Source organism: Vibrio sp. 1151_11 (genome assembly GCF_029478525.1).
Lineage (GTDB): Bacteria > Pseudomonadota > Gammaproteobacteria > Enterobacterales > Vibrionaceae > Vibrio > Vibrio anguillarum.
This window is the reverse complement of record NZ_SHMN01000134.1, coordinates 1-255: the sequence shown is the minus strand read 5'-3', so window position 1 is coordinate 255 and position 255 is coordinate 1. Positions and strand designations below refer to the sequence as shown.

1 rRNA gene is annotated in these 255 nt (G+C 43.1%); it reads left to right on the top strand.

The features are described from left to right. Nucleotides 1-154: 154 nt before the first annotated feature. A 23S ribosomal RNA gene (locus tag EXZ60_RS19235) occupies nucleotides 155-255 on the top strand; the annotation flags it as partial.

Sequence of the window (255 nt, the reverse complement as noted above, 5' to 3'; positions counted from 1 at the left end):
ATTGATACCAAACACATTCAAGTGTTCTTGGGAAAGCTTACTTCGGTAAGTTTTCAAAATTGAGTCCGGCAAAATCAAACGTCTCTCGCTCATTCAAATAATGAGAGACAACCTTGGTGACTTGTCTACAACACGAAACTTCTTCGGGTTGTATGGTTAAGTGACTAAGCGTACACGGTGGATGCCTTGGCAGTCAGAGGCGATGAAGGACGTAGTAACTTGCGATAAGCGTAGATTAGGCAGTAACAGCCACTT